Source organism: Citrobacter sp. 506 (assembly GCF_050434985.1).
GTDB lineage: Bacteria > Pseudomonadota > Gammaproteobacteria > Enterobacterales > Enterobacteriaceae > Citrobacter > Citrobacter braakii.
In genome coordinates this window covers 187,022-207,875 of sequence record NZ_JBNDJN010000004.1, presented here as the reverse complement: position 1 = coordinate 207,875, position 20,854 = coordinate 187,022, and the positions used below count along the sequence as shown (strand labels likewise).

Sequence of the window (20,854 nt, the reverse complement as noted above, 5' to 3'; positions counted from 1 at the left end):
ATTAATCCTTAATCTAATGTAATTATTTAAACATTTGGCGTGGATGAACCAGCAATGCACGGTAGTGAGTTTGATTTGGCTTATCGGACAGGACATTAATTTCGACTTTGACTTCTTTTGTTTTGTAGTCAATTTCGTTGATTTTGCCGATGGTTGGCTGTCCAACGTCAAATAAATTAATCGAACCACCAAAGCCAAACATGGTGTCGCGATCCTTTTGATATTCGATAACCGAGGTGATAGGGCTATAAAAATCATAACCGCGCTCTTTTCCGTATTCCCAAATTTGCTGGACGGTCCCTTTTTTCTCGTCAATTTTATATTCGACGAAACGGGAGTATTTCATCGTTGGTAACGCTGGTTGTTCGAGTCCGCGGCCATCGCCGTTGTCAAAAATGGTAAGCGTTCCTTTGCTGGAGAGCCATGCGGTGTGTTGAGTGTAGGTAAAATCGAAATCGGTATTCTCGCACTTGCCATTTTCATCACATTTCAGTGCGTTGCCTTTATCATCAACCGGTTTTAACAGCTTGCTTGCCAGCGCCTTATTCCAGCCTTTAGACGGTGCAAGGATCCACTTAACCTGTTTATCGCGACCGATTTTGACAACCCCCTGATGGCGGGAAGAGATAATGATGGCGTCATCTTTGGCATCAAAGGCGATAGAGTTAACGTGCGCCCAGTTACGACCTGCACCCACTCCGAGGGCATCACCGTAGGGGGTATCTGGCTCCAGTTTTGCCTGCTGGCCGGCATGAGCGAGGTCCACGTTGACGCATACCGCGCCCGCATCCAACGCACCCAGCAGTGCATCACGCATCGGATCGAGAATTTTTGTCAGATCCCACACGTCGACAACACGACCGGATTTGTCGACTTCAATAATCTGGTCGCGAATAGTTTGTACGTGAATGCCATCTTCCTTGCGATAGTCGCGTTTACCCACGCGAAGCAGTACGGTGCCGTTCACCGTTTCGACGGACTCATGCGATGCGTCGAGGAATCCGCGCGGCAGCTTATGGTCGGCCAGAATCTGGCCCATCATATCGAACTCATACCAGTGCTGGCCCTGTACGGCGGTGAAGGTGCCGCGCGGTGTCTCCCGTATGCCCATCAGGTAACCGCGCTTGTTGATATCCATGTCATGACCGTCATAGAAAGTGTCCTGATCCAGCCACCAACGATATTCGCCTTCCGTATCAACGACAAAGGTAAAGGGTGCGATATCAAAGGGTAATGCGCCACCGGCCGGACCAGCATCCAGGATACCGGCATTTTTATCTTTTTCATCATGCCAGTGGAATTCTGCGCCCTGTGCGGTAAAGGTGTGGGTATTCACCAGATAGAGACGGTCTTCAAAGCCAGGTGCGACCTTAATAACGTTTGTTTGCTGTAAATCGGAAATAGAACGGTTATCCATGTAGTGATTAACGATGGCAGATGTTTGCACCACGTAATCGTCCTTGATGGCCTTGCCATTTTCTTTATATTCAACAGTGACCTTATTAGCGAACTTTTGATAAAGGCCAAAAATAGGAACCCCATCGTAGGTGGCGAGGGATTCTTTGCCGACGGTATAGGTAATTGGGACTCCTTTTTCACCTTTACCATGAACGGTAACTTTAACATCCGAAATAACGTGACTATCTAATTCAACCAGTGCGGTAAGAGGGGCGTTTCCGTATGGGTCAACGACTATCGCACCCAATTTTCCTGCGGGCTGGGCTGGTTGGAAACCTGCGGCAAATGAATTCCCTGCGGCAAAGCCAAACGTCAGTGCAAGCGTTCCGGCTAGAAGTGTTTTTCGGTACTGTGTAAACATGGATATATCTCCTTATATTATCTTTAAATATAACAGTGCTGAATATATTATGTTTTTACGATGTGAATATAATAAAAAATGGTATTGCTGATGCTACTTTTATGGTGAATATATTAATATTGATGAAATGTATTATTTTGCAGGTGCTAATTTTTATTATTTTTTGGATGGTATGAGTGCGTTATTTTAAGGGCAATATTTATTATTGCGCAGTGTGATCTTGTCGACATTGTTTTATTTTTTATAACGGTGTTAACTATTTGCATAGCTGCTGGTTTATATGATCGAAATCATATATTTGTTTCTGGAATATGCCACTATAGGAGTATGTCAGAATAAGGTTGTGTAAAATTTTAACGTTAAATGTTTAATGATGTTAAATTTTAAGGGTAAAAGAATGTTTATCGCCTGGTACTGGATTGTATTAATTGCACTCGTTGCAGTTGGTTATTATTGCCATATGAAGCGTTATTGTCGGGCATTTCGGCAAGACCGGGATGCATTACTCGAGGCGCGAAACAAACTCTTTCGTCATTCTGGCGAAGATAACAGCGCGGTTAAGGAACAGGAATAGTCCTTCACGTTCTGCTATGGATGAGCGGATGCTGTAAATTAGCAGGGTGGCATCCGCCCTCTGAATTAGCCGATCCCCATGGACTGGAGGATGACAAGACTTAACCCCATCACCGACATTCCACAAAGTACCCCATAGCTGGGATTATTATTCGGGTCGATCTCTTTTGCCAACGGCATTAGCTCATCGACGGACAGCGCCACCATAATTCCTGCGACTGCTGCCATTATTGCCGCCATCACTACCGGTGAGATCAGGCTCCCCAGAATTAACCACGCCAGTACGCCGCCCAGGATTTCCGCCATGCCCGAGATTCCGGCCCAGAATATCGCCGTCCGTTTGGAGCCCGTGGCTGCATAGACTGGACCCGCAACGGCTAATCCTTCAGGAATATTGTGTAATGCGACGGCAAGGGCAATACCAAAGCCCAGCTCGAGGTTGCTGCTGGCGGTAACAAACGTCGCTATCCCTTCCGGGAAGTTGTGCAGGCTAATGCCGAGCGTTAATAAAATCGCGGTACGTTTAATGGAGCCGGGCAGAGGCCGCGTGGTTTTCTGTACCAGATCCTGAGGGTGCGCGTGCGGCAATAGGCGGTCCAGGCCAAAGTATCCCAGTAAGCCAACGATAAACATTCCGTAGCCCAATACCGGCGACATGCCTTCAGCAGCCAGTGCGGCTGGGAGCATCTCCATCAGTGAGATCAGTAACATAATCCCTGCGGCGAAGCCTAACGAAAAGGCGAGTACGCGGTTGGAGGGTTTTTGCCCTAACACGCCGAGAAATGCGCCGATAAACGTGGCGGCACCTGCCAGTAAAGTCAGAAGTAAAGGTACTGACATCGACAAATAAAACTCCTTATCAATCTGCTGTCCGGGTCGGATCGTCAAAATAACTGATGATCTTCATCATGGTTATCTGAGTTCTTCATCAGCCGAATAAGCGTATTGTGGTGGTATCAAAATGACTCCCTCAGTAAGGATATCATCATGTCTTCAACTCGTATGCCAGCATTGTTTTTGGGTCACGGTAGCCCGATGAATGTTCTGGAAGATAACGTTTATACCCGCGCCTGGCAGCAACTGGGGGAAACGTTGCCGCGCCCGAAAGCCATTGTGGTGGTCTCGGCGCATTGGTTCACTCGTGGCACGGGCGTGACGGCGATGGAAGCGCCTAAAACAATCCACGATTTTGGCGGTTTTCCGCAGGCGCTGTATGACACCCATTACCCGGCTCCTGGATCACCGGAACTGGCGCAGCATCTGGTTGACTTGCTGGCCCCAGTGCCCGTTACCTTAGACAAAGAGGCGTGGGGTTTTGACCACGGTTCATGGGGCGTGCTGATCAAGATGTACCCGCATGCGGATATTCCGATGGTGCAGTTGAGCATTGACAGTACCAAACCTGCGGCCTGGCATTTTGAAATTGGCCGCAAGCTGGCGGCACTGCGTGATGAGGGCATTATGCTGGTAGCCAGCGGCAACGTGGTGCATAACCTGCGCACTGCGCGTTGGCACGGTGAGAACACGCCATATCCGTGGGCGACCTCATTCAACGATTATGTTAAAGCAAACCTGACATGGCAGGGACCGGTTGAACAGCACCCGCTGGTGAACTATCTCGATCATGAAGGGGGATCGTTATCGAACCCGACACCGGATCACTATCTGCCGCTGCTGTATGTATTAGGTGCCTGGGACGGCAAAGAGCCGGTGACTATTCCTGTTGACGGGATTGAGATGGGAAGTTTGAGTATGTTGTCGGTGCAGGTCGGATGATAAATGCGCCCGATGGCGCTGCGCTTATCGAGCCTACAGTTCGTGCTGTAGGCCGGGTAAGACGCAGCCACCACCCGGCACTCTCAGTCATTCGACAAAAATATGCGGATAGAAACGCGAGAGATCCTGCGTGATCAACGCGCGGTCTTCGCGAATGCCGATGCCAGCTGGTTGATCGTTGATTAGCCAGCTGCCGATCAACATATAGCTGTCGCCAAACTTCGGTAGCTGATGGAATTGCTGCACGATCATACCTTCTTCGCCGTACGGCCCTTCCACTGCTTCGATCGTTTTACCGTTTTCGATAATGGAAACGTTCGCGCCTTCACGTGAGAAGATAGGCTTTACGACGAATTTATCCATCTGAGGATAGTCATCTTCGGCGAAATACGCAGGCAGCAGATTCGGATGATCCGGGAACATTTCCCACAACAGCGGTAATAACGCTTTGTTGGAGATGATGCTCTTCCAGGCTGGTTCCAGCCAGCGAACGCCAGCGTCTTCCAGCTTGGTGGAGAACATTTCGCGCAGCATGAATTCCCACGGATAGAGCTTGAACAGGTTAGCTATGACCTGATCTTGCATATCCGTGAACTGACCCTTTTCACCAAGACCAATATCTTCGACATAGAGGAATTCAGTGGCGATTTCAGCTTCGGCAGCGCAATCCTGCAGATACTGGATCGTTCCGCGGTCTTCCACCGTATCGCGACAACAGGTCAGATGTAGCAACTGAAAACCATACTGCTCACGCAGCTCGGCGAAACGCTCGATCAGCTTTTCCTGCAGACTGTTGAATTGATCGCTGCCTTCCGGCAGGTTGCCTGCATTGAGTTGGTCTTCCAGCCAGATCCACTGGAAAAACGCAGCTTCGTACAGAGAGGTTGGCGTATCGGCGTTGTTTTCTAACAGCTTAGGCTCGCCCGTGCCGTCCCACGCCAGATCGAGACGCGAATAGAGCGACGGTTGCTGTGTCTGCCAGGACTGGCGGACAAAGCCCCAGGTATGCTTCGGAATGCGAAACTTGGTCATCAGCTCATCGCTGGCGATGACCCTTTCCACCACTTTGAGGCACATTTGATGCAGCTCTGCGGTGACCTCTTCCAGCTTTTCTACCTGAGCAAGCGTGAGCTTATAATACGCATCCTCACACCAGTACGGCTCGCCGTACATAGTGTGAAAGTTGAAACCGTATTCGGTGGCTTTATCGCGCCAGTCCGGGCGCTCAACAATACTGACTCTTTCCATGACGATCAGCCGCCCATTGAACGAGTGATAGTACCGCTTGCGCTACGCTGCATGGTGCTCTGTTTAGCCACAGATTCGCCAAATCCACCGCGGGTTACGGTAGAGGTGGTAGCCGGTTTCGGCGCCATGGCGGTTTTCGGTACGGTCATGGTGCGACCCGGCGTTGCGGCGCCGTAGTTTTTGCCGCCGGCATCCGTATATTTGCCGTATGCCGGGCTGGCCGGATTTTTCGAGCTGAACAGCGGCTGCTGAGCGCCCATACCGCCACCCATCATGCGGCCCATCATATAGCCTGCCATCAGCGGCATCCAGAAGCTGCCGCTGCTTTGATTCTGCGCCTGAGCCTGGCCTTCACCGGTCGGCGCCATGCCCGCTTGTGCAGGTGCCTGTTGGCACTGGCCTTCGCCGAATTCAGCGATACAGTCTTCGCGAGTGGCGTATTTTGGCGCGGTGCGTTCAGCTTCTTTCAGCGCATTGTTAAACGCGGTGGTACATTCGGCGCTTTTACCCGGATTAGCTGCAGAGCAGTCGTCCGCGTTCTGATAAAGCGAAACCGTTTCGTCACTCTTTTCACAGCCCGCGAGCATAAAAACAGCGGTAACTGCCAGAGCGACAGGAGTCAGGTGGCGCGCGCTCCAGCTTTTGCGGAACGAGGCGTGATGTATAGATTTTGTCCGTTTCATTTATGTCTTCCAGGACCCAGTGGTAACTCTGCTCAGAATAGAGGATGACTGGTCGAAATTGAAGCGGGAAGAGGCGAGAATGCGGAAGAAGGGGTGGATCTTTACGTTGCCTTACGTTCAGACGGGGCCGAAGCCCCGTCATCAGCATCAGTTACGGAACGGGTTGTTACCGTTGCTGCTGGTTGAACGTGCAGCCGTTGGTTGAGCCGCAGGCATATTGCCGTTGCTGTTAAAGTCATTCACCGCGGCATCTTGCTGCGGATTTTGCGGCGCTACGTTATCCGGAGAAGTCGGGATCGGTTTACCCAGCGTATTATTCAGCGCCACCAGATCCTGCTCGTTCAGCGTACCGAGCGCAGATTTGACGTTAAGCTGGTTGATAAGATAGGTATAACGCGCATTCGCCAGTTGCTGCTTGGCGTTGTACAGCGTGGTGGTGGCATCCAACACATCCACGATGGTACGGGTACCTACGGAATAGCCTGCTTCCATCGCATCTAAAGAGCTTTGGGCAGAGACAACCGCTTGTTTGTACGCGTTAATGCTACTGATAGAAGCATTAATGTTGTTGAACGAAGAACGCACGGTTTGCACCACGCTGCGGTGCGCGCTTTCCAGTTGTTCGCTCGCGCCAACAAAGTTGTACTGCGCTTGTTTCACCTGCGAGTTAACCATCCCGCCCTGGTACAGCGGCAGCGAGAAGTTCAGACCGATTTTGTTCTGGCCCATGTTGCTGTCGTCATACTGGGAGGTGTTGGTTTTCGACCCGTTGTAGGAGGTGTCAGAAACGCCGGTAGAGGCGGTCAAACCCAGCGTCGGTAAGTGACCATCCTGCGCCAGACGAATCTGTTCACGCGCCAGATCCTGGCTCAAACGCGCCTGCAATAATGAGAGGTTGCGGTTTTCTGCTTCTTTCAGCAGCGCGTTCACCGCCTGCGGTTTGTTGGTTTTAAAGCCATCAACGTTCAGCGAAGCCAGTTCCGGGTAGTAGTTACCGGTCACCTGGCGCAGCTGTTCTACCGCGTTGTCGAGATTGTTACGCGCGGTAACTTCGTTCGCCAGCACGGTATCGTATTGTGAACGGGCGTTCTGTACGTCAGTGATGGCGACCAGGCCCACGTTAAAACGCTGTGTGGTCTGATCTAACTGACGATAGACCGCATCTTTCTGTGCCTGAGTGTAAGACAGCACGTCAATCGCGTTCAGTACGTTAAAATAAGCGGTAGCGGTATTCAGGATCAGCGTTTGCTGATCGGTCTGATACGTTACGTCCTGGATGCCTGCTGATTTTTCTTGCAGCGTCAGGGCACGCCATTTAGACATGTCGAACAACGTCTGAGTCAATTGTAATGACGCGCTGGTTGCGTTGGAGTTGACGCCATTTGCATCACGGTAGCCATTGCTGTAGGTGTAATCGGCACCTAAACCTAGTTGCGGCAGTAATGGGCTACGCGCTTCGTTAATTTTTTCGAATGCAGCATCGCGATCGGCGGCGGATTTACGCAATTCCGGGTTGCTCAGGCGTGCTTGCTGATAAACCTGCATCAGGTTTTCTGCCTGGCTCAAAGTAGTGAACCCCGACAGGCTCAGGCCGATAAGGATGGGGAGCAATTTCTTCATTTGCATTCCTTGTTGTGAAGCAGTATTTAGCGCTGATCAAATTGTAAAAATATTTGCTGATTCTAGCAGAATCCGCCACTTCAAAAAGTTGGCGTTACGTGCCATACGGCGTTAATTTGCATCAATTTAACACAAGGGCGTTCAAACATCAGTCAAACGACCTTGAAATTCACATTTTAATCACTATTGGTTTCAGGACAGCACAATGCGTAAACCAGACAACTTGCCAATGACTTTCACTAAAAATGATGTAGAAATTATTGCACGAGAAACGCTATACCGCGGTTTTTTTTCACTGGATCTTTATCGGTTCCGCCATCGCCTGTTTAACGGTGGTATGAGCGGTGAGGTAAAGCGCGAAATTTTTGAGCGCGGACACGCGGCAGTCTTGCTACCCTTTGACCCTGAGCGGGACGAAGTTGTTCTGGTCGAGCAGATCCGTATCGCGGCGTTTGATACCAGCGAAAGCCCGTGGCTCCTGGAAATGGTGGCCGGAATGATTGAAGAGGGCGAAACCGTTGAGGATGTTGCTCGTCGTGAAGCGATGGAGGAGGCTGGGCTGGAAGTTAAACGTACCAAGCCCGTTCTGAGCTATCTGGCAAGCCCTGGCGGCACCAGTGAGCGCCTGTCTATTTTAGTTGGCGAAGTGGACGCCACGACCGCGAGCGGGATCCACGGTCTGGCTGATGAAAACGAAGATATTCGTGTTCATGTGGTGAGCCGGGAGCAGGCTTATCAATGGGTTGAAGAGGGGAAAATCGACAACGCGGCTTCTGTCATCGCCTTGCAATGGTTACAGCTGCACTATCAAGAGTTAAAAACTGAGTGGAAAAAATGAAGCGTTACACACCTGACTTCCCTGAAATGATGCGCCTGTGCGAAACCAACTATTCGCAATTGCGCCGCCTGCTGCCACGTAATGATGCAGCCGGTGAAACAGTGAGCTATCAGGTCGCAAACGCACAATATCGGTTAACGATCGTTGAATCGACCCGATACACTACGCTTGTCGCGATCGAACAAACGGCACCCGCGGTCACTTACTGGAGCCTGCCGTCATTGACAGTCCGCCTGTATCATGACGCGAGGGTGGCCGAAGTGTGTTCGAGTCAGCAGATCTTTCGCTTCAAAGCGCGGTATGATTATCCAAATAAAAAGTTGCATCAACGCGACGAAAAGCATCAAATTAATCAGTTTCTGGCCGACTGGTTACGGTACTGTTTAGCACATGGAGCGATGGCGATTCCGGTTTATTAGCGTCGTGAAACCTAAGGACACCATTTGGAAAGCCTGTTAACCCTTCCTTTGGCTGGTGAGGCCAGAGTCAGGATCTTACAAATTACAGACACTCACCTGTTTGCCGAAAAGCATGAAACGCTGCTGGGTGTAAACACCTGGGACAGCTATCAATCCGTACTGGATGCAATACATGCAGAGTCGCCTGAATACGATCTGATCGTCGCGACTGGTGATTTGGCGCAGGACCAATCCGCTGCGGCCTATCAGCATTTTGCTGAGGGCATCGCAAGCTTTCGTGCGCCCTGCGTTTGGCTACCGGGCAATCACGATTTTCAGCCGGCAATGTACAGCGCGCTACAGGACGCGGGGATCTCACCCGCTAAACGCGTCTTTATTGGTGAACAGTGGCAAATCCTGTTGCTGGACAGCCAGGTGTTCGGCGTTCCCCACGGTGAATTAAGCGAATTTCAGCTCGAATGGCTGGAACGTAAACTTGCCGATGCGCCTGAGCGCAATACTTTGCTGCTTCTGCATCATCATCCTCTGCCGGCAGGCTGTAGCTGGCTCGATCAGCATAGCCTGCGTAATGCCGCAGAGCTGGATAACGTGCTGGTGAATTATCCTCGTGCCAAGTATTTGTTGTGTGGGCATATTCATCAGGAACTGGATTTGGACTGGAACGGACGCCGCCTGCTGGCGACGCCGTCGACCTGTGTGCAGTTTAAGCCACACTGTTCCAACTTCACGTTAGATACCATCAGCCCCGGCTGGCGGACGCTGGAGCTTTTTGCTGACGGGACGTTGCAGACTCAGGTACGCCGTCTGCAGGGTAATCGGTTCCACCCTGATACCGCTTCAGAAGGCTACTGATGTCTACGCTTCTTTATCTTCACGGATTTAATAGTTCTCCTCGTTCGGCGAAGGCATGTTTGCTGAAAAACTGGCTGGCGGAGCATCATCCGCACGTTGAGATGATCGTACCCCAGTTGCCACCGTATCCGGCCCAGGCCGCAGAGATGCTGGAATCGATCATTCTCGAACATGGCGGAGAGTCGCTGGGAATTGTCGGTTCCTCGCTAGGAGGCTATTACGCCACCTGGCTGTCGCAATGTTTTATGCTGCCCGCGGTGGTGGTGAACCCTGCTGTTCGACCTTATGAACTGCTGGTCGACTATCTCGGTCAAAACGAGAACCCCTACACGGGGCAGCAATATGTGCTAGAGTCACGCCATATTTACGATCTTAAAGTCATGCAGATTGACCCGCTGGAAGCGCCGGATTTGATCTGGCTGCTTCAACAAACGGGCGATGAAGTGTTGGACTACCGCCAGGCGGTGGCGTATTACGCCTCCTGCCGCCAGACAGTTATTGAGGGCGGAAACCACGCATTCACGGGCTTCGAAGATTATTTCAACCCGATTGTCGATTTCCTTGGACTGCACAGTTTCTGACGATCAATTCGAATTGCTTATTTAAACCATGACGCAAACTTATAACGCTGATGCCATTGAGGTACTCACTGGGCTTGAGCCGGTACGCCGTCGCCCGGGGATGTACACCGATACAACCCGTCCGAACCATCTTGGACAGGAAGTGATTGATAACAGTGTGGATGAAGCACTGGCGGGCCACGCAAAACGCGTGGACGTGATTTTACATGCCGACCAGTCTCTGGAAGTTATTGATGATGGCCGCGGCATGCCGGTAGACATTCACCCTGAAGAGGGCGTTCCGGCGGTAGAGCTGATCCTCTGTCGTCTGCACGCGGGCGGTAAGTTCTCCAACAAAAACTATCAGTTCTCTGGTGGTTTACATGGGGTGGGGATCTCCGTGGTCAACGCCCTGTCGAAGCGTGTGGAAGTGAACGTGCGCCGCGACGGGCAGGTGTACAACATCGCGTTTGAGAACGGCGATAAGGTGCAAGATTTACAGGTTGTCGGTACCTGCGGTAAACGCAATACCGGAACCAGCGTGCACTTCTGGCCGGATGAAAGCTTCTTTGACAGCCCGCGTTTTTCCGTTTCGCGCTTAACGCACGTACTGAAAGCCAAAGCTGTGCTGTGCCCTGGTGTTGAGATCACCTTTAAGGATGAGGTCAATAACAGTGAACAGCGCTGGTGCTACCAGGATGGCCTGAATGACTATCTGAGCGAAGCGGTAAATGGCCTGCCGACGCTGCCGGAAAAACCGTTTATCGGTAATTTCAGCGGTGAAACAGAAACTGTGGACTGGGCGCTGCTCTGGCTGCCGGAAGGCGGCGAGCTGCTGACTGAAAGCTATGTGAACCTGATCCCAACCATGCAGGGCGGTACGCACGTTAACGGCCTGCGCCAGGGTCTGCTGGATGCAATGCGCGAGTTCTGCGAATACCGCAATATTCTGCCGCGCGGCGTGAAGCTGTCGGCGGAAGATATCTGGGATCGCTGTGCTTACGTGCTGTCGGTAAAAATGCAGGATCCGCAGTTTGCCGGACAAACCAAAGAGCGCCTCTCTTCGCGGCAGTGCGCGGCATTCGTCTCTGGCGTGGTGAAAGATGCTTTCAGCCTGTGGCTGAACCAGAACGTGCAATCAGCCGAACTGCTGGCTGAGATGGCGATTTCCAGCGCCCAGCGTCGTCTGCGTGCGGCGAAAAAAGTGGTGCGTAAGAAGTTGACCAGCGGTCCGGCGTTGCCGGGGAAACTGGCGGACTGTACCGCACAGGATCTTAATCGCACCGAACTGTTCCTCGTCGAAGGTGACTCGGCGGGCGGATCGGCGAAACAGGCGCGCGATCGTGAATATCAGGCGATCATGCCGCTGAAAGGTAAGATCCTCAACACCTGGGAAGTCTCTTCCGATGAAGTGTTGGCCTCGCAGGAAGTTCACGATATTTCGGTGGCGATCGGCATCGATCCGGACAGTGATGATCTGAGCCAGCTGCGCTACGGTAAGATCTGTATTCTGGCGGATGCGGACTCCGATGGTTTGCATATCGCCACGCTGCTGTGCGCGCTGTTTGTGAAACACTTCCGTACGCTGGTGAAACACGGTCACGTCTATGTGGCGCTGCCGCCGTTATACCGTATCGACCTCGGTAAAGAGGTGTATTACGCGCTGACGGAAGAAGAGAAAGCGGGCGTGCTGGAGCAGTTAAAACGCAAGAAAGGCAAGCCGAACGTGCAGCGCTTTAAAGGTCTGGGTGAAATGAACCCGATGCAGCTGCGTGAAACCACGCTGGATCCGAACACCCGCCGCCTGGTGCAGCTCATCATCGATGACGAAGACGATCAGCGTACCAACGCAATGATGGATATGCTGCTGGCCAAGAAGCGTTCTGAAGATCGCCGTAACTGGTTGCAGGAGAAAGGCGACCTGGCGGATCTCGAAGGGTAATTGACCGTGAATGCCGGAAAAGCAACGTGCTTTCCGGCGCTATTTTTTATGCCGCTTGCGATACTGCAACGGCGTCTCGCCAATGCCTTTGCCGAAGGCGCTGATGAAGTACGTTACCTCTGAAAATCCCACCTTTTGAGCAATCTCCCGCACGCTGATTTCACTGTGTAACAGCGCTTCACAGGCTTTGCGTAACCGCAGTGTATTGAGATAGTCGAAAATGCTCTCGCCCGTTTCCATCTGGAAGCGGCGGGATACATAGCTTTTTGATTTATTCAGCTCCTGCGCCAGCGCTGCCAGACTAAATTTGTGAGTGTAATGCTCATCCAGCCAGAACATCACCTGACTGGCGATTCCGCTGCTAATTTCCGGCATATTACCATTATCGTCGGGTAACAGGCTGAATAAATTGACTAACAGACAGGCAACCTGCTCAGTGCTCAGCGGTTTTTGAGCTGCCATTTTTTCATAACGGCTGAAGAGAAAATCAACATGCGGATGAACATCCGCCGCGTCGACGACCCATGCTTCACTGCCGCGAATGCTCAGATTTTGCAGATGCTGTTGAGTATGCGGCAAGTCGCGGAGCACCTTCAGTACCGCATGTTGATCGAGATGAATAATGGTACGTCGATAACCATCCCGCGCCTGCTCATCGACCCAGATCTTGTGTAGGGTAAACGGCGGGAAAAAGAACATCCGTCCCGGTCTCATGGTGTATTGCTTATGGTCAACCGTGACCACGCCAAAGCCTTCTTCCACATACAGCACTTCCAGACACTGATGCCAGTGGTGATAACGCACCGTATTGGCGAATAAACGGCTGAACGACGCAATCGCATCGTTGAGGGCGATCAGTTCCAGATGTTCTTGCGGTGAGGATAGTGTCATAGTGCAATAAATTTAAATTTTTGCCGGCGAATAGTAATTTATAAACTCTATTTTTAAATTTCCTCAATCGCTGTTTTATTTTAATGCCGGCGGTGTGATTGACGTAACATTTCTGCTGCTCTGCGATTCACTATTCTTTAGCCACTTAATTCAGAGGGGCAGATTATGTGGTCAGCAACTGAAGAAAAATCAAATCCATTGTCATCACGCGAAGACGTAACGTGTGCGGTTAACGCCATTTTATGTGCGCTGGATCGGCAGTTTCCGGCGGGACAGGCTCAGTTTTCTCTTGGCAATACCTGTGCTCACTACAGCGCGGATATTGCCTGTATGGAAGGGCTTTCCCGGGCGTTGTGGGGGCTATTTCCTCTGATGGCAGGCGGGGCTAAAGTGCCGTTTGCCGAAAAGTACATTCAGGCGATAAAACTCGGTACTGACCCACAAAGCCCACATTACTGGGGAGACACCGGTCCTTACGATCAGCGTCTGGTTGAGATGGCTGCTTATGGCCTGGGTCTGGCATTGTTACAGACGCAATTAACGGAGCATTTCTCCCTGAGCGAACGCGAGAATCTGCACCGCTGGCTGAATCAGATAACCGACTCGCAAATGCCGGACAGCAACTGGAACTACTTTGCGATTATCGTTCAGCTTGGTTTCAAGCGTGCGGCTCTGCCTTACGATCAGGCGGCTATCGATCGCCGCTTTGAGCTGATGGAAGCCTACTATCTTGGTGACGGTTGGTATTCCGATGGTGCCGGTCGACCGAAAGATTACTACATCTCAATGGCTTTTCACTTCTACGGCCTGTTGTATGCCACCCTCAGCCCGGATGACACCGAACGCGCTGTCGTTCTGCGTGAACGTTCGCGCTTGTTTGCCGAAGATTTTATTTACCTGTCCGCCGCTGACGGCGCATTGGTGCCGTTTGGCCGCAGCCTGACCTACCGCTTTGCCATGGTTGCCTTCTGGAGCGCGGTGGCGTTTGCCGAACTGGATGTTCTTTCGCCAGGCATAATCAAAGGGGTGATCCTGCGTCATTTGCGCTGGTGGCAGAAGCAGCCGATTTTCGATCGTGATGGCATTCTGACGCTGGGGTTTGCCTACCCGAATCTGGCGATGTGTGAAGACTACAACTCGCCGGGATCGCCTTATTGGGCATTGAAGGTTTTTTTGATTCTTGCACTGCCGGAGGATCATCCATTCTGGCAGGCTGAAGAGCTGGCGCTACCGCAACTCGTTGAAAAACGCGTTATCCCCCATGCTGCGCAGATCCTGCAGCATAGTGAGCATTCTGAGCATGTCATGATGTTGACCTCAGGCCAGCTTGAACTGAACAACTACGTTAATACCGAAGCCAAATACACCAAATTTGCCTACTCCAGCCGCTTTGGTTTCACCATTGAGCGCGGCCGTTACGGCATCAAACATGCGGCCTGTGACTCTATGCTGCTGTTGGCGGACGGCGATAGCTACTATCGTGGCCGTCGTCAGTGCGACGAGGTTCGGGTCGATGAGAATTTTATCTGGTCCCGCTGGTCTCCCTGGCATAACGTAATGGTTGAGACCTGGCTTGTCCCGTTTGGCGAATGGCATCTTCGCCTGCACCGTATTAACAGTGCGCGAACGCTGCAAACGGTGGAAGGGGGATTTGCGGTGATGAAAGCCGAGCCTCGGTTATGTGAGCGTGGATGCCTCCTTGCGGCATGCAACGGAACCAGCGTTATCGTTGATCTGTCGCCGTCCATAGTTCGCCAGCCAGACAGCGTGGTCACGCCGCCGAACAGTAGCATCATGTTCCCTGGATGTGCGTCGATTCCTGTGTTGACCAGCGAAATCCCGCAGGGCGAAAGCTGGCTTTGCTGCGCCGTGAGTGCCAGCGGGCAGCAAAGACAGTACTCTGCCGTTCCGCAGCTATCTATCAACAATAACCAGGTTGTTATTCAGCAACCTGAAAATGCACGCCAGTTGTCGTTCTTTTTATAGCGAGGGTGGTATGAAAAATAATTCAACGGGAAATCGGACTGAATATTATAAAATAAGCAGTTTTATATTCCTTTATTTCTTTACTTGGTCCGCAAGTATTGGTTTGTTGGCTATCTGGTTGGGGCAAAAAGCGCAGTTGAGCGGTACGGTGATCGGCACCGTATTTGCTGTGAACGGTATTTTCTCGGTTATTCTGAAACCTATTTATGGCTATATCCTCGATAAAATAGGTATGAGCAAATATCTGCTCTATTTCGTCGTAGTGATGTCAGCGTTAATGGCACCGTTTTTTATTTATGTCTATCAGCCATTATTACTCTCCAATACCATGCTGGGTATTATAGTTGGCGCGATTTACTTGAGCTTTGCGTGGTATGCCGGGGTGGCGGCCTGTGAATCTTATTCTGACCGCTACAGCCGTCTGAACGGCATGGAGTTTGGGCAGATCCGTATGTGGGGGTCGCTTGGCTGGGCGGTGGCGTCATCGTTCTCTGGCCTGCTGTTTAACCTCTCACCGGCCTATAACTTTATGCTCGGCAGCCTGACGTCAGTGGTGATGCTGGTTGTTCTGGTGAGTCTGAAAGTCAATATCAATGCGGCCAACGCCTCGGAGGTGATAACTAAAGAGAAAATCTCCCCGACGGATGTTTACGCCCTGCTGCGTAATCGCAAATTTTGGGCATTCTGCCTGTACGTTGCGGGCGTGGCGTGGATGATGTTTATCGCGGAGCAGCAGTTCTCCCGCTACTTCGTCACTTTCTTTGCCGATGTACATGAAGGGAACGCCGTCTTTGGTTATCTGGGCACCGTGCAGTCGGGAATGGAATTTGTCATGTACATGGTCATTCCGCTATTCGTCAATTATATTGGCGCGAAGCGTGGTCTGCTGATTGTTGGGGCGCTGGTGGGCGCGCGATTGGTGATATCTGGGCTATGTGACTCTCATTTATTAATTTCTGTGCTGAAGCCGCTATACGGTCTGGAGATCTGTTTATTACTGGTTTCCGTCTTCAAATATATTGCCGAGCATTTTGATAAACGTGTCAATGCGACCATGTATTTACTGGGTTATCAGGCGATGCTGTATGTCGGTAACGTGGTGGTTTCCTCTCCTGCCGGATTAATGTACGACCGGATAGGCTTTGAGAAGACATATATCATTATGGGCATTGTGGCGCTGACTTTTACATTGATATCGGCATTTACTTTATCTGCCTGTCAGAGCAAACGTGGCAAAAATATCGCTCTCGATATTGCTGAAAATAACCCTGCAAAATAATTTACGTCATAAGGAGCCGAAATATGTTAAATCATATCGTTGAGGAATCGTTGCGCGCATTTCCTGGCAGTCCGGTTAATCCCGGCAGTTTTCAGGATCAAATAAGTTGCGCCCGAGAAGATGTCCTCGAATTGATTAGCCGTCATTTAACGGAATTCGGTGAACAATTTCCTGCCGAAACCTGTGCGCAAGGTTATTACCCACTGACAGAGAATGTGGAATGGACGACCAGCTTCTGGACCGGGCAATTATGGCTGGCGTGGGAAATGAGTGGTGAGAGCAAATTTCGTGAGATGGCGGAGAAGCATGTGCGTTCGTTTGGCATGCGTATTGCCGGACGCCACGATACCAACACCCACGACCTGGGATTCCTCTACACGCTTTCCTGTGTGGCGGCCTGGCGATTGACGGGCAATCGCGATGCTCGATGTTTTTCCCTGATGGCGGCAGAAGCGCTGTTGGAGCGTTTTCATGAAAAGGCGCAGATCATCCAGGCGTGGGGCGATCTTCGCGATCCCGATCAGGCCGGACGGATGATCATTGACTGCAATATGAATCTGCCGCTGCTGTACTGGGCTAGCGAGCAAACGGGCGATCCGCGTTTTGCGAATGCGGCGAAGGCCCACGTTGCGCAGGCAGCCAAATATCTGATCCGCCAGGATGCGTCGACCTTCCACACCTACTATATGGACGTGCAAACCGGCGCACCGCGTTACGGTAATACGCAGCAGGGATATGCTGATGATTCTTGCTGGTCGCGTGGGCAGGCATGGGGGATTTATGGTTTTCTGCTGAGCTATATTTACACTGGCGATACACAAATGGTGCAGCTGTCGAAAAAGCTGGCCAACTACTTTCTTAATCGCCTGCCGGAAGATGCCGTTTGCCACTGGGATCTGGCATTAGTCGGAACCGATGCGCTGCGCGATTCATCTTCGGCGGCGATTGCCGTCTGTGGTCTGCTGGAGCTGATTAAACATCTGCCGGTGACCGATCCGGATCGCGAGTGCTACCAGCAGTGGGCGATGGGGATCATGTCTTCGCTGACCAGGCATTATCTGATGGGTAAAGATGAACAGGGGAACGGGCTACTGAAACACTCGGTGTATCACCTGTCGAGCAACAAAGGGGTCGATGAGTGTGCAAGTTGGGGGGATTATTTCTACGTTGAAGCGTTAATGCGCTTCACTCAGAGCTGGAAGCTCTACTGGTAAGGAGTGCCCGGTGGCGCTGCGGTTGAATGCCGGATGGTGGCCTAAAACACCTCATCCGGCAAATCGACAATCTTAAATGCCAGACTCCAGAATACGAATACTCATGTCCAGCACGTCGCCTTTCACGGCTTCGCTATAGGCTTTCATATGCGGTGTCTGCAAATGCGCTTCAAGATGCGCAATGCTTTCCCACTGTTCAACCATCACGATTGAGTCCGGGGCTGTGGTCTGAAAACTGACGCCAGCAGCATGATCGACCATCGGCGCGTAGCCGTGGCAGCCTTCTTCTTTCAATACGGTTGGAACGATTTTAGCGAATTGATCCAGTACCGCCTGGCGGTGATGTTGACCTGGACGTGTACGGATTTCTGCAATAACGGTAAGCATGGTTAACTCCTTCTAATTCCAGGTTACCAGTTAACCAAAAATTTCGTTCAGATGCTTGCGATATTCTGCGATATAACGCGGGACGTCCGGCATTTTAATCACGTCATTGGTGATAAAGGTCGGCAGCGCTTCCATTCCCAGGAACTGGTTTGCTTTATGGAACGGGAGATAAACGCCATCAACGCCAACGCCATGGAAGAACTGATCTTTTTCAGTGAAAGCTTCCATCGGTGCGTTCCAGGTCAGTGACAGCATGTATTTTTTGCCCTGAATCAGCCCACCGGAGCCGTATTTTTTAGACGCATCTGAACGCGTGCGACCATCGCTGGCGTACAGCGTACCGTGACCTTCGGTAAACACGTCATCAATGTATTTTTTCACGGTCCACGGCGCACCCATCCACCAGCCAGGCATTTGCCAGATAACCACATCGGCCCAGACGAAGTTCTGTACTTCATCAGGAATGTCATAGTCGCTGTCGGCGCGCACGACTTTAACATCATGCCCGAGGTCGCGCAGAAGGCCATCCGCGACCTCGGTCAGGGTGTCGTTTAACTGACCGTTGGAGTGGGCGAATTTTTTCGCACCATTGATAATCAGAATGTTGCTCATTTTGTGTCCTCAGGGAAATACGTTTGAAGACGATTTTACCCCTACCAGCGACGCGGTGAAATTAGCAAAATGTGCAAAGTCTTTTGCTATTTGAGCAATAATAACGCAATTACCAACTGACCTTCGCTTCAAAGCCACCTTGCGGAGCGTTGCCAAACGAGGCTGACATTCCATGCAATATTGCGATACGGCGGACAATCGATAGGCCGAGACCGCTGCCGGTCACGCTTTGTCCCGGTGGACGATAAAAGCGTTCCCCGATGTGCATAAGGACCTCTGGCGCAACGCCAGGACCATTATCCTTGACGCTAAAATTCCGGGCGTTGAGCGTCACTTCCACAATGCTACCCCGCGGGCTGTAACGGATCGCATTATCCAGCAGATTTCGTACCATCAGGCTCAGTAACAGCGGCTGTCCTGTGCGCATGATGTTATGCGCGTTAATCTGCAAACGCACGTCGATGTGCGCCTGCTGGGCTGGATGGTAGATATCCATCACCGCGGATTGCAAAAGCTCCTCCAGCGAGATTTCCGCCACATCCTGAAGATTGTCGAGGGAGTCGAGGCGTGAGAGCGTCAGTAACTGATCGACCAGTCGGGTGGCGCGTTCAATTCCCGCATGCAACTGTACCAGCGCTTTTTCCCGCGTTTGCGGGTCGTCATCTGACAGTTGCACCACTTCCGTTTGTACTTTCAGCGCGGTCAATGGGCTGCGCAGCTCGTGGGCAGCATCAGAAGTGAAGCGCCGTTCGCGGACCATCATGGAATGGGTGCGGGTAAACAACTGATTGAGCGATTCAACCAATGGGCGCACTTCGCTTGGCACACCTTTCGGGTCGAGCGGCTCCTCCGATTCCGGTGAGCGCCAGCGCAGAGCTTGCGCCAGTTTTTTTAGCGGCCTGAGTTCACGGCTAATCATGACCACCAGGATTAGCAACATCAGCGGCAGCGCAATCAACCACGGTGTTAACTGGGCGGTGACGATCGACAGCGCCATATCCTCTCGATACTCCCACTCCTGGCCTACCACAATGCGGTATTTGCCGTCAGCGGAATTCAGCCACAGAAAACGCCATGCGTCGTTGTCCCCCTTGAGTTGGCCATCGGTAAAGCCTTCGTGGGTGTAGCTGTAGGGAATGTCCTGGCCGTTGTCGCCATCGTGCAATACCATTTTGCCGTCGAGGGTGAAGATGGCAAACGTCAGCGCGTCGTCATCAATATGGCCGTGCTTGAGCTTCTTCGGCGTGCGAGCCATATTGCTTGAGGTGGTGACGTCGCTGATATCCAACGTGCTAAGCCGCTTGGCGAACAACATCAGTTGGGTATCAAACAGCTCATCGACATTATCGGTGGTCTGCTTCCAGGCTACAAAGCTCGAAACGGCCCAGGTCGCTGATGCCAGAATCAGAAAAATAAGCGTTAGCCTGACGCGCAGGCTGAGGCGTTGTGTGAGTTTCATGCGTCACCCAGGGTGTAGCCAATGCCATGCACGGTACGGATAAAGTCGCTGCCGAGCTTACGGCGTAAGTGATGGACGTGTACCTCAATCGCATTGCTGGAGACGGTTTCGTCCCAGGTATACAGTTTTTCTTCAATCAGTTTGCGGGGCAGGACGCGACCCTTATTGCGCATCAGCAGCTCCAGTAGAGCGAACTCTTTGGGTTTGAGAGACAAAGGCTCATCTGCCGACGTGGCAACCAGCGCGCCGGGATCGAGCGTCACCTGACCATGGCGCAATATGTTGCTCGCCTGGCCGCTGGCACGGCGCACCAGCGCCTCCAGCCTGGCGGCAACTTCGATCAGCGCAAAGGGTTTGCACAGATAGTCATCCGCGCCGAGACGCAGACCCTCAACGCGTTCCGCCAGCGCGTCGCGAGCGGTCAGAATCAGCACTGGCTCCTGCTTCCCGTTGGCTCGCCATTCGCGCAAGATGTCCCGTCCGTCGATGCCTGGCAGCGTCAGGTCGAGGATCACCGCATCATAAGGGGCGCTGTAGAGCGCTTCTTTCCCTTGGCGACCCTCGGTAAACCAGTCGATGCTGAAACCCATTTTACTCAGACCTGTTTTCAGGCCGTCGCCGATCAATGTGTCATCTTCGATCAGTAAAATACGCATATGTTCTTCCCTGCAGCCGCTCTCATTAGCGTCAGTAAAC

General features: G+C 51.9%; 20 protein-coding genes. 10 read left to right on the top strand and 10 right to left on the bottom strand.

Features of this window, described 5'->3' with window-relative positions; genetic code table 11:
- Window positions 1–22: 22 nt before the first annotated feature.
- Window positions 23–1,819, bottom strand: coding sequence for an aryl-sulfate sulfotransferase (locus ABIE10_RS16515; protein ID WP_429156330.1), 1,797 nt, complete (start codon window positions 1,817–1,819; stop codon window positions 23–25).
- 397 nt (window positions 1,820–2,216) lie between these two features.
- Between ABIE10_RS16515 and ABIE10_RS16510 the strand changes: the two genes are divergently transcribed.
- Window positions 2,217–2,393, top strand: a complete 177-nt coding sequence (locus tag ABIE10_RS16510; RefSeq protein WP_072033368.1) for a hypothetical protein — start codon at window positions 2,217–2,219, stop codon at window positions 2,391–2,393.
- 65 nt (window positions 2,394–2,458) lie between these two features.
- Here the strand turns inward: ABIE10_RS16510 and zupT are convergent, their stop codons facing one another.
- Window positions 2,459–3,232 carry a zinc transporter ZupT gene (gene zupT / locus ABIE10_RS16505; protein ID WP_016157488.1) on the bottom strand — a complete coding sequence of 258 codons (774 nt, stop codon included), beginning with the start codon at window positions 3,230–3,232 and terminating at the stop codon, window positions 2,459–2,461.
- A gap of 147 nt (window positions 3,233–3,379) precedes the next feature.
- Between zupT and ygiD the strand changes: the two genes are divergently transcribed.
- On the top strand, window positions 3,380–4,168 hold the full coding sequence (gene ygiD / locus ABIE10_RS16500; RefSeq protein ID WP_046276167.1) for a 4,5-DOPA dioxygenase extradiol: 789 nt from the start codon (window positions 3,380–3,382) through the stop codon (window positions 4,166–4,168).
- Between the two features lie 87 nt (window positions 4,169–4,255).
- Here the strand turns inward: ygiD and ABIE10_RS16495 are convergent, their stop codons facing one another.
- From ABIE10_RS16495 to tolC, 3 genes are all read right to left on the bottom strand, one after another.
- Window positions 4,256–5,416 carry a glutathionylspermidine synthase family protein gene (locus tag ABIE10_RS16495; protein WP_016154522.1) on the bottom strand — a complete coding sequence of 387 codons (1,161 nt, stop codon included), beginning with the start codon at window positions 5,414–5,416 and terminating at the stop codon, window positions 4,256–4,258.
- Between the two features lie 5 nt (window positions 5,417–5,421).
- Window positions 5,422–6,099, bottom strand: a complete 678-nt coding sequence (locus tag ABIE10_RS16490) for a DUF1190 family protein (RefSeq protein ID WP_429156327.1) — start codon at window positions 6,097–6,099, stop codon at window positions 5,422–5,424.
- Window positions 6,100–6,246: 147 nt separating this feature from the next.
- The gene (gene tolC / locus ABIE10_RS16485; protein ID WP_100250039.1) at window positions 6,247–7,725 is read right to left on the bottom strand and encodes an outer membrane channel protein TolC; all 1,479 of its coding nucleotides are present in this window, start codon (window positions 7,723–7,725) and stop codon (window positions 6,247–6,249) included.
- A 199-nt stretch (window positions 7,726–7,924) separates the two neighbouring features.
- Here tolC and nudF point away from each other — a divergent pair, with 199 nt between their 5' ends.
- Genes nudF through parE form a run of 5 tightly spaced genes read left to right on the top strand, consistent with a single transcriptional unit; the run spans window position 7,925 to window position 12,330 of the window.
- Window positions 7,925–8,557, top strand: a complete 633-nt coding sequence (nudF, locus tag ABIE10_RS16480) for an ADP-ribose diphosphatase (protein ID WP_016154519.1) — start codon at window positions 7,925–7,927, stop codon at window positions 8,555–8,557.
- Window positions 8,554–8,976 carry a DUF1249 family protein gene (locus tag ABIE10_RS16475; protein WP_003024582.1) on the top strand — a complete coding sequence of 141 codons (423 nt, stop codon included), beginning with the start codon at window positions 8,554–8,556 and terminating at the stop codon, window positions 8,974–8,976. Before nudF ends, ABIE10_RS16475 begins: the two co-directional genes overlap by 4 nt.
- A 24-nt stretch (window positions 8,977–9,000) precedes the next feature.
- The gene (gene cpdA / locus ABIE10_RS16470) at window positions 9,001–9,828 is read left to right on the top strand and encodes a 3',5'-cyclic-AMP phosphodiesterase (RefSeq protein ID WP_016154517.1); all 828 of its coding nucleotides are present in this window, start codon (window positions 9,001–9,003) and stop codon (window positions 9,826–9,828) included.
- Window positions 9,828–10,409, top strand: coding sequence for an esterase YqiA (gene yqiA, locus ABIE10_RS16465; protein ID WP_003024575.1), 582 nt, complete (start codon window positions 9,828–9,830; stop codon window positions 10,407–10,409). The genes cpdA and yqiA overlap by 1 nt, the downstream gene beginning before the upstream one ends.
- A 28-nt stretch (window positions 10,410–10,437) precedes the next feature.
- Window positions 10,438–12,330 (top strand): DNA topoisomerase IV subunit B, encoded by a 1,893-nt coding sequence (gene parE / locus ABIE10_RS16460; protein ID WP_003024571.1) that lies wholly within the window; start codon window positions 10,438–10,440, stop codon window positions 12,328–12,330.
- Between the two features lie 39 nt (window positions 12,331–12,369).
- Here the strand turns inward: parE and ABIE10_RS16455 are convergent, their stop codons facing one another.
- Complete coding sequence (locus ABIE10_RS16455) at window positions 12,370–13,221, bottom strand: AraC family transcriptional regulator (RefSeq protein ID WP_429156323.1); 852 nt, start codon at window positions 13,219–13,221, stop codon at window positions 12,370–12,372.
- A 165-nt stretch (window positions 13,222–13,386) separates the two neighbouring features.
- Here ABIE10_RS16455 and ABIE10_RS16450 point away from each other — a divergent pair, with 165 nt between their 5' ends.
- From ABIE10_RS16450 to ABIE10_RS16440, 3 genes are read left to right on the top strand one after another with little or no spacing between them, the layout of a single operon-like run.
- A complete protein-coding gene (locus ABIE10_RS16450) occupies window positions 13,387–15,207 on the top strand; it encodes a DUF2264 domain-containing protein (RefSeq protein ID WP_429156321.1) in 1,821 nt (606 codons plus the stop codon).
- A 10-nt stretch (window positions 15,208–15,217) separates the two neighbouring features.
- On the top strand, window positions 15,218–16,486 hold the full coding sequence (locus ABIE10_RS16445; protein WP_103767163.1) for an oligosaccharide MFS transporter: 1,269 nt from the start codon (window positions 15,218–15,220) through the stop codon (window positions 16,484–16,486).
- Between the two features lie 23 nt (window positions 16,487–16,509).
- Entirely contained in the window at window positions 16,510–17,700 is a 1,191-nt protein-coding gene (locus tag ABIE10_RS16440) for a glycoside hydrolase family 88 protein (protein WP_103767104.1), read from the top strand.
- Window positions 17,701–17,772: 72 nt separating this feature from the next.
- On the opposite strand, the gene ABIE10_RS16435 is transcribed toward ABIE10_RS16440, so the two are convergent.
- From ABIE10_RS16435 to qseB, 4 genes are all read right to left on the bottom strand, one after another.
- Entirely contained in the window at window positions 17,773–18,087 is a 315-nt protein-coding gene (locus tag ABIE10_RS16435) for a putative quinol monooxygenase (RefSeq protein ID WP_016154515.1), read from the bottom strand.
- 30 nt (window positions 18,088–18,117) lie between these two features.
- Complete coding sequence (locus tag ABIE10_RS16430) at window positions 18,118–18,699, bottom strand: NAD(P)H-dependent oxidoreductase (RefSeq protein WP_425135259.1); 582 nt, start codon at window positions 18,697–18,699, stop codon at window positions 18,118–18,120.
- A 109-nt stretch (window positions 18,700–18,808) separates the two neighbouring features.
- Window positions 18,809–20,158, bottom strand: a complete 1,350-nt coding sequence (gene qseC / locus ABIE10_RS16425; protein WP_425135258.1) for a quorum sensing histidine kinase QseC — start codon at window positions 20,156–20,158, stop codon at window positions 18,809–18,811.
- Complete coding sequence (qseB, locus tag ABIE10_RS16420; RefSeq protein ID WP_049283275.1) at window positions 20,155–20,814, bottom strand: quorum sensing response regulator transcription factor QseB; 660 nt, start codon at window positions 20,812–20,814, stop codon at window positions 20,155–20,157. The genes qseC and qseB overlap by 4 nt, the downstream gene beginning before the upstream one ends.
- Window positions 20,815–20,854: the final 40 nt, after the last annotated feature.